The sequence below is a fragment of the Olivibacter sitiensis DSM 17696 genome, from assembly GCF_000427965.1.
GTDB classification, from domain to species: domain Bacteria; phylum Bacteroidota; class Bacteroidia; order Sphingobacteriales; family Sphingobacteriaceae; genus Olivibacter; species Olivibacter sitiensis.
Window position 1 is genome coordinate 1 of the sequence record NZ_ATZA01000079.1, and the last position, 8,691, is coordinate 8,691.

At 44.3% G+C, this 8,691-nt stretch carries 8 protein-coding genes; all 8 read left to right on the plus strand.

Annotation, left to right across the window (positions count from 1 at the left end; genetic code table 11):
* Nucleotides 1-336, plus strand: a 336-nt coding sequence (locus A37S_RS27615) for a hypothetical protein (RefSeq protein ID WP_028298801.1), incomplete at its 5' end; no start/stop codon positions are given.
* A gap of 39 nt (nucleotides 337-375) precedes the next feature.
* Nucleotides 376-1,260, plus strand: coding sequence for an AraC family transcriptional regulator (locus A37S_RS0121930; RefSeq protein ID WP_028298802.1), 885 nt, complete (start codon nucleotides 376-378; stop codon nucleotides 1,258-1,260).
* 135 nt (nucleotides 1,261-1,395) lie between these two features.
* The gene (locus A37S_RS0121935; RefSeq protein ID WP_036603832.1) at nucleotides 1,396-2,331 is read left to right on the plus strand and encodes a dihydrodipicolinate synthase family protein; all 936 of its coding nucleotides are present in this window, start codon (nucleotides 1,396-1,398) and stop codon (nucleotides 2,329-2,331) included.
* 10 nt (nucleotides 2,332-2,341) lie between these two features.
* Nucleotides 2,342-3,823 (plus strand): aldehyde dehydrogenase (NADP(+)), encoded by a 1,482-nt coding sequence (locus A37S_RS0121940; RefSeq protein WP_028298804.1) that lies wholly within the window; start codon nucleotides 2,342-2,344, stop codon nucleotides 3,821-3,823.
* A gap of 78 nt (nucleotides 3,824-3,901) precedes the next feature.
* A complete protein-coding gene (locus tag A37S_RS0121945; RefSeq protein WP_028298805.1) occupies nucleotides 3,902-4,903 on the plus strand; it encodes a 4-hydroxyproline epimerase in 1,002 nt (333 codons plus the stop codon).
* Nucleotides 4,904-4,974: 71 nt separating this feature from the next.
* Nucleotides 4,975-6,225 carry an NAD(P)/FAD-dependent oxidoreductase gene (locus A37S_RS0121950; protein ID WP_028298806.1) on the plus strand — a complete coding sequence of 417 codons (1,251 nt, stop codon included), beginning with the start codon at nucleotides 4,975-4,977 and terminating at the stop codon, nucleotides 6,223-6,225.
* 197 nt (nucleotides 6,226-6,422) lie between these two features.
* Nucleotides 6,423-7,082 carry an HAD family hydrolase gene (locus tag A37S_RS0121955; protein WP_028298807.1) on the plus strand — a complete coding sequence of 220 codons (660 nt, stop codon included), beginning with the start codon at nucleotides 6,423-6,425 and terminating at the stop codon, nucleotides 7,080-7,082.
* A 27-nt stretch (nucleotides 7,083-7,109) separates the two neighbouring features.
* On the plus strand, nucleotides 7,110-8,309 hold the full coding sequence (locus A37S_RS0121960) for an MFS transporter (protein ID WP_028298808.1): 1,200 nt from the start codon (nucleotides 7,110-7,112) through the stop codon (nucleotides 8,307-8,309).
* Nucleotides 8,310-8,691 lie beyond the last annotated feature (382 nt).

The window sequence follows — 8,691 nt, forward strand, 5'->3', positions numbered from 1 at the left end:
AGCGAACATGATTCTGCCAGTCTGAAAAAACTGCCACTGGAACTCCCTGCGGAGAGTGAAGTTTTTGCGGACTCAGCCTATACCAACTACCAAATAGAGGACGATCTGCTGGAGAACGATCAGATTGCCCTTAAAGTGCACCGAAAGGCAAACAGCAAAAGGAAGGACAGTGCAAGCGCGGCATTCATAAAAGAGTATATGAGAAAAAGGGTGGAGACGACCATCAGTGAGATAAAGGGGCTGTTTCTTAGAAAAATCCATGCCGTAACATTTAGGGAATGGATTCTTAAAATATCCCTGTTCATCTTCGCTTTTACATTGAACAAGATTATATAACTAGCAACTTGAATTAATTACACCAAAACTTTGAGTGATATGAAAACACTTCAATTTACAATTCCGGTAGCCCATGATAAAACCTTGATCGTACAGGAGGATATACTGCCTCACTTTTATCCCTATTTGCATCGGCATCACGAGGCGCAATTGATGTGGATTATTGAGGGAAAGGGAAGCCTGATTGCGGACAATGCCATACACCCTTTTCAGGAAAACGACGTTTTTTTGCTGGGTGCCAATCAGTCACATGTTTTTAAAAGCAATTCCGACTACTTTGCGGAAGGGCACCCGAAAGCGGTAAGATCTATCTCCGTATTTTTTAATCCCGATGGACAACTGGCATCGTTGTTTAATCTTCCAGAGATGAACATGCTGCAACAGTTCGTAAGAGATCATAACAAGGGATTTAAGGTGCCCGATGAGGATGTGAAACAGATAACGAGGCGCATTGCCTTGCTGAAACAGGCGAAAGCAGTTGATCAGCTGATGCATTTTTTCTATTTGCTTTTATCCCTTTGCAAAATTTCACATAAACTAAATCCGCTTTCAGGCGGTGTATCAACCTATATGAGTGACTCTGAAGGGATGAGAATTAGTGAAATATATGCATTTATTGCACAGAATTTTTCTAAATCCATCACGTTGGAAGATGTGGCCTATAAGGCCAATTTGACACCACAGGCTTTTTGTCGTTATTTTAAGAAACATACAGGTAAAACGTTCGTATCATTTCTCAATGAAATGAGGGTACATGAAGCCAGCAAACAACTAGCATCAAGGAAATGTGATAGCATATCCTGTGTAGCATATAGTGCAGGATTCAACAGTATTACCAATTTCAACAGGGTCTTTAAATCCATCATAGGTAAATCGCCCAAGGAATATATGGAAAATATGCAGAGAAGCTTTGCTTTCCATTAAAATGTATCATGACTTGCCGAAACAAAGGTTAAAATCCGCAAATGATAGGTCAATCCACGTGAACCTGAACGGAGATTTTCTCACTAGTTTTGACCATTCTAAATAGTGAAAAATTTGTTTACATTGAATTATATTATGAGTAAAGTTTCTTGGACAGGGGTTTACCCTGCACTATTGACGCCATTCAAAGAAAATGGCGAAATTGATTTTGAAATGTTCAACAAAAATTTGTTGACACAGGTGGAAGCTGGAGTTGATGGCGTAATTATAGGCGGGTCCCTTGGCGAAACAAGCACTCTGACTAATGAGGAGAAAATCGAACTGCTTCATAGTGCAAAAAGGGCCATCGAAAACAGAGAGATCCCTATCATAGTTAATATCGCCGAGCAGGCCACCGCAGTGGCCGTAGCATTTGCCCAAGAGGCAGAACAGGCAGGAGCGGATGGATTCATGTTGCTTCCTCCAATGCGGTATAAGGCATCGGACGACGAAACGGTCGCTTTTTTTGGCGCCATTGCCAATAGCACGTCACTACCCATCATCATCTACAACAATCCCATAGACTACGGCATTAAGGTGAGCTTGGATATGTTTGAAGAATTGGCAAAATATCCCAATATCCAAGCCGTAAAAGAATCGACTCGTGATTTGACCAATATTACCCGTATGATCAATAGGTTTGGCAAACGCTATAAAATATTGGGCGGTGTAGATACCATATCATTGGAGTCGCTGATGATCGGTGCCGATGGACTGGTAGCGGGATTGGTCGATGCCTTTCCTCACGAAACCGTGGCGATATATCGTCTGGCAAAAGTGAAGCGTTATGCAGAAGCTTTGGAGATTTATCGTTGGTTCATGCCTTTGTTGGAACTGGATATTCATCCAAAATTGGTGCAATACATCAAATTGGCAGCTACCGCCATGGGCATCAGCAACGAAACGGTAAGGGCGCCACGTCTGCCGTTGGTAGGAGAAGAACGAGAAAGAATATTGAACATCATTAACGAAGGAATAAAAACTAGGCCTACTTTGCCAGATTACCTGAACTTGGAATCAGTAGAGGCCTAAAATAAAGAATATGTTTGCAGATACCCCTATAGAAAAACTGGAAGAAGTAATAATCGCGTCCAAAAAAGCTTTTGATCAGTTTCGTGAGCTTTCTATACCCAAAAGATTGGAATTGATGCGTACTATTGCACAGGAAATCGAGGATTTGGGACAAGAATTAATCGATACGGCCATGGAGGAATCCAATCTTCCACAAGCTAGACTAGTGGGAGAGAAGGCACGCACGGTGTTTCAATGGCGGAGTTATGCAGATGCCGTGGCACGTGGCGATTCGCTTCAAATCCAAATTGATACGGGCATTGTCGATAAAAACCCACCCAAACCCGACTTGAGGAAAACAGCGGTTCCTCTTGGACCGGTAGTTGTTTTTGGAGCCAGCAATTTTCCATTTGCTTTTTCCACAGCCGGTGGCGACACGGCATCGGCCATTGCCGCAGGTTGTAGTGTGGTGGTCAAAGCCCATCCCGGACACCCCAAGACATCGGCCATCATGGCCGAAGCTATAGAAAGAGGGATTGCCAAGCTTCACTTGCCCAGTGCCATATTCTCCCATGTCTATGGCGCCAGCAATGCATCTGGCACCTATCTGGTGCAGCATCCGCTCGTCAAGGCTGTAGCGTTCACAGGTTCTTATAATGGGGGCAAGGCTTTGTTCGATCTGGCCAATCAGCGGAAGGAACCTATACCCGTTTTCTCCGAAATGGGTAGCATCAACCCCCTGTTTCTGTTGCCGGAGAAGCTAGCGGAAGACCCAAGTATATTGGCAAAGCAATACCTAGGTTCCCTGACACTGGGGACGGGACAGTTTTGTACAAACCCGGGGTTAGTCATTGCTCAACAGAGTGCCTCGCTTGATGCATTCCTACAGGAGCTCAAAAACGAAATAATATCCTTAAACCCCATGCCCATGTTACATGCAGGGATTGCAGCGGCATATGCAAAGGGATGCAAGTCCGTCTTGAAGCAAAGGGGAGTGGATATAGTAGGAGAGGTGACAGAATCAATAGACGGAAAAGGAAGTCCCTTGATCGTCAGCACATCCGTTGCTCAATTTCTTGCCAATCCCGTGTTGTCACATGAGGTTTTTGGACCCTTTGGACTTATCGTCGTAGCCCAGAATGACGAAGAACTGAAGCAAGTGGCCGAAAAACTAGAAGGGCAATTGACCATCACCCTAAGTGCGACATCTAAGGACGCTATTCAGAACAAGGGTTTGATTGATATATTGAAAGGCAAATGTGGTCGTTTGCTTTTCAACGGATTTCCAACTGGTGTGGAAGTTTGTGGTGCCATGCAACATGGAGGGCCATTCCCTGCCACGACAGATAGTCGATTTACTTCCGTTGGCCCAGATGCCATTAAGCGATTCGTTAAGCCGCTCTCTTATCAGAATTGGCCCGACGAGCTGTTGCCAGAAGAATTGCAAAATGCCAATCCATTAGGTGTATGGAGAAGGGTGAATAACGAAATGACAAGAGATAGCATTTTGTAGAGACGGATAATTATACGTCTCTACAGGGCACAAACTTAAAACATATAGCCAGAAAGCTGACTGCTGATAGCTTATAATATGAGAAAGACATTTTTCTGTATAGATGCCCATACCTGTGGCTGTCCTGTAAGGTTGGTAGCAGGCGGAGGTCCTTTATTAGATGGAAACAGCATGATGGAGCGTAGGCTCCATTTCATGCGCGAATATGACTGGATAAGGCAGGGGCTTATGTTCGAGCCACGTGGGCATGACATGATGAGTGGCAGTATACTCTATCCGCCCATCGACCCACAAAATGACATGGGTGTCATATACATCGAAACCAGTGGTTGCTTGCCCATGTGCGGGCATGGCACCATAGGTACGGTCACCATTGCCATTGAAGAAGGGCTAATTGTACCCAAAGTACCTGGCAAGTTGCGGTTGGAAACGCCTGCCGGGCTGGTACTCATCGATTATTTCCAAGAGGGTAGGAAAGTGAAATCCGTCAAATTGACCAACGTAAAATCTTTCTTATATGCGACGGATTTGCTAGTCAATTGCCCAGACTTGGGACCTATAAAGGTTGATGTGGCTTTTGGTGGTAATTTTTATGGCATTATAGACCCACAGGAAAACTTCTCAGATATCAGTGCTTTTTCTGCCAGCCAATTGATACACTATGGCAAACTCATCAGAAAATTGTTGAATGAGCAATATGAGTTCATCCATCCGGAGGATCCGAATATTTTTGGATTGAGTCATATTCAGTGGACAGGTGAACCACTTGACCCCGAGTCATCTGGCAGGAATGCCGTTCTGGTGGGCGAAAATGCCTTGGATAGATCGCCTTGTGGCACTGGCACCTCTGCGAGAATGGCGCAATGGTATGCAAAAGGCAAAATGAAAAAAGGAGATGTCTTTATACATGAGAGTTACATCGGTTCCAAATTCAAGGGTACGATAGAAGAGGAGACCATGGTAGGCGATAGGAAGGCCATTGTTCCCAGAATTGAGGGGTGGGCACTCATAACGGGCTACAACCACATCATCATTGACGACGAAGAGGATCCCTACGCATTGGGTTTTCAGGTGATTTGATAGCATACGAGCCTCGAAATAAGTCCATAAGATTTTTATTAATTTTATTTTTGCCTTTTTACTTTTAACTAATGCAGGAAGATATTACAATTGTAGGAGGTGGTATAGCTGGCTTATGCGCTGCCTATTACCTGTTGAAAGAGGGCTGGAAGGTGACCATCATAGATGCTGGGAATCTGGAAAACTCTTGTTCCTATGGCAATGCGGGAATGATAGTTCCCAGCCATTTCACGCCGTTGGCTGCCCCAGGCATCGTGGCGCAAGGTATCAAATGGATGCTGGACAGCAAAAGTCCTTTTTATGTGAAGCCGTCACCCAGCATGTCGCTCTTGTCTTGGGGATGGCAATTCGTCAGGCATGCGAATGCGAAACATGTACAGCACTCGGCGCCTTTTCTGCGCGACCTCAATTTGCTCAGCAGTGATTTATACCAAGATCTAGCAAAGGAGGATGGTTTTGACTTTGAATTGCGCAACGATGGCATCCTGATGTTGTTCAAAACGGAAAAAACGGCCGAGGAAGAGCATCACTTGGCTGCTGAAGCCAAAGCTTTGGGACTGGATATCCAAATTCTTAACAAGGAAGAGGTACAAGCCTTGGAACCCAATACCAAGCTAGACGTACTGGGTGCAGTGCACTACAAATGCGATAGTCACCTATATCCCAATGCCTTGATGCATCAACTCATTCGGTATATCGAAAACAAAGGTGCAACCATCAGAAAACAGGAAAAGGTTACAGGCTTTGAAATCGTTGGGAAAGAGATTCGGGCATTGATCACTTCCAAAGGGAAAGTGGCTACAAGGCTGGTACTCCTGACTGGTGGTGCTGAATTGCCACAATTGGCAAAGACGGCAGGGCTTCGTATCCCTATCATGCCGGGCAAAGGCTATTCGTTCATGCACGATACGGGCCGCAAACAGCTCGTGCACCCCTCGCTCTTGCTGGAAGCGCGAGTGGCAGTTACCCCGATGAATGGTCAGGTACGCTTTGGCGGAACCATGGAACTTGCCGCGTTAAATAATCAGATTAACATGAATAGGGTAGAAGGCATTGTAAATGCTATCCCTAAGTATTACCCGGATATCCAATTGACAATGCCGAAAAAGGAAGACATTTGGTTTGGTTTCAGGCCCTGCTCTCCAGATGGTCTGCCTTACTTGGGCTTCAGTGGTAAACTGAAAAACCTAATGGTAGCAGGAGGCTGTGGCATGATGGGGCTGAGCCTAGGGCCAGCAGTAGGCAAGATCATATCAGATTTGGCCAATAAGCATCCACTTCCCGTTTCCATAGCTCCCTTCGATCCGGAACGGTTTGATTGATGAAAACATCATAACGCAGCATAGTGGGCGATTAAAGGGATACACCAAAAAATCCGCTAAGTCCTAATTGGTTTATCTTGTCGCCCTGAGCATAGGCAAAGGGCGACATGGTTCAACCATGGTCGCTATGACGATATTGCATTTGTTGAGCGACCGACAATTATCATTTCTATTAGAAATAATGTTAGTTTTGCATCATGAATCCTTATGCCATAATCTTTGATATGGATGGCGTTATTTGTCATACCAATCCTTATCATTCCGATGCTTTCAAAACGTTTTTCGACAAAAGACAGATACCTTATACCGAGCAGGAATTGCGCGACCATATGTTTGGCAAGCACAATAGTTACATCCTCAGTTACTTTATGAAAAGGGAAATAGCGGGGGAGGAGTTGTTGATGCTCGAGCAGGAAAAGGAATCCCTGTTCAGGGAGATTTATGCAGATCATGTAGAAACCATACCTAGCTTTATGACCCTGCTGGAAGAACTGAAAAAAGCAAGTTTCAAAACGGGTGTTGCCACCTCGGCTCCCTATGCCAACCTGGAGCTGATCATGGGTAAATTGGGATTTGAATCCCTGATGGAATCCACACTGAGCAGCGAGAACGTAAGCAAGCACAAGCCTGATCCTGAAGTCTACCTGAAATCTGCCGAAAACCTAGCGGTAGATCCGAGCAATTGCCTAGTATTCGAAGATTCCTATTCCGGCGTTACAGCAGCACGCAATGCAGGTATGAAAGTAGTAGGAGTGCTTAGCTCGCACACCAAGGAAGAGCTTCCACCTTGTCAGTTTTACATCCATGATTATCACGATATAGATATGGAAAAACTAAGGGATATTTTGCTCTCCTAAAAGTTTCCAAATCAAAAGCCAGAAAACATGAGCACGCAAACAGTAAAATCCGCGACCGTATATCCCATTATAGTGGCCATTAGCCTGTCTCATTTGTTGAATGATACCATTCAATCCCTTATCCCTGCCATTTATCCATTGGTAAAAGATTCCTTCGGAATTAATTTTGCTCAAGTTGGGTTAATTACATTGGTTTTTCAACTATCGTCATCTTTGCTGCAACCATTGGTTGGTTTTTATACGGACAAAAAACTTTTCCCTTTTGCGCTGCCCACGGGGATGACCTTTAGCCTGATAGGCCTGCTGGGGCTGGCCTTTGCCCCCACTTATCCATTGATTTTGGTGTCCGTAGCCTTTGTCGGTATAGGATCGTCGATCTTTCATCCAGAAGCGTCGAGGATGGCACATACGGCAGCAGGAGGGAAGAGGGGCTTAGCTCAATCGCTCTTTCAGGTAGGAGGGAACATTGGTTCCGCCATGGGGCCATTACTGGCAGCGCTGATCATATCTCCGTTTGGACGGTCATACATCAGCTGGTTCTCGTTCATCGCCCTGTTGGCTATCTTGATACTCTATAAGATATCCAGATGGTATAAGCCCAAAGCCTTGCGCATACATGTATCAAAAAGAAGGGGATATGAACAAGTTACAGCCTCTGGTTTCAGTAGATCAACAATTGTCTATTCGTCCATTATATTATTGGTATTGATCTTTTCTAAATATTTCTACACGGCAAGTATCAGCAGTTACTTCACTTTTTACCTGATGGATAAGTTTGGCCTGAACGTGCAGCAAGCACAGATGCACCTGTTTATTTTCCTGGTATCCGTTTCGGCAGGGGCATTGATCGGTGGACCTATTGGGGATAGGTACGGCAGAAAGTTCGTGATATGGGGTTCCATACTAGGTGTCGCCCCATTTACGCTCTTGATGCCCTACGCCAACCTTTTCTGGACAAGTGTGCTTTCAGTGATTATCGGGTTGATTATTTCGTCTGCTTTTTCCGCCATTTTGGTATATGCCCAGGAGTTGATGCCGGGAAGGATAGGTGTAGTATCAGGCTTTTTCTATGGTTTTGCTTTTGGCATGGGAGGAATAGGGTCGGCATTGCTCGGCAAATTGGCCGATCAGCAAGGGATAGATTATGTTTACCATCTGTGTTCCTTTTTACCCTTATTGGGTATAGTAGCTATATTTTTACCCAATCAGCAACGGAAGACAGTATAGAAGGAGGCTTGCAATCCCTTTGTTTAATGCGCGATTTTGTGCGTTACATTTTTTGCTTTTGACTTTCTAATTCTACTTAACCTCGCAACCATTGAACCATTAAGACATTCAGGAAAATTAAGACTTAATGTGTCTTCATTACTTAATGTTTCATGTTGACAATATGTTTCATGTTGACAATTAAATATAAATACTTACATTTTTTATCGGGTGTTAAAGCTTTTGACTTTTTGACTCTACTTAACCTCGCAACCATCGAACCATTAAGGCATTCAGGAAAATTAAGACTTAATGTGTCTTCATTAATTAATGTTTTGTGTTGACAATTAAATACTTACATTTTTTGTCGGGTGTTAAAGCTTTTGACTTCTTAATTTTCACT

What these genes read in the sequence shown, in the direction of transcription:
- A37S_RS0121930 (WP_028298802.1), top strand. Translation starts at nt 376, where the DNA reads ATGAAAACACTTCAATTTACAATTCCGGTAGCCCATGATAAAACCTTG.
- A37S_RS0121935 (WP_036603832.1), top strand. Translation starts at nt 1,396, where the DNA reads ATGAGTAAAGTTTCTTGGACAGGGGTTTACCCTGCACTATTGACGCCA.
- A37S_RS0121940 (WP_028298804.1), top strand. Translation starts at nt 2,342, where the DNA reads ATGTTTGCAGATACCCCTATAGAAAAACTGGAAGAAGTAATAATCGCG.
- A37S_RS0121945 (WP_028298805.1), top strand. Translation starts at nt 3,902, where the DNA reads ATGAGAAAGACATTTTTCTGTATAGATGCCCATACCTGTGGCTGTCCT.
- A37S_RS0121950 (WP_028298806.1), top strand. Translation starts at nt 4,975, where the DNA reads ATGCAGGAAGATATTACAATTGTAGGAGGTGGTATAGCTGGCTTATGC.
- A37S_RS0121955 (WP_028298807.1), top strand. Translation starts at nt 6,423, where the DNA reads ATGAATCCTTATGCCATAATCTTTGATATGGATGGCGTTATTTGTCAT.
- A37S_RS0121960 (WP_028298808.1), top strand. Translation starts at nt 7,110, where the DNA reads ATGAGCACGCAAACAGTAAAATCCGCGACCGTATATCCCATTATAGTG.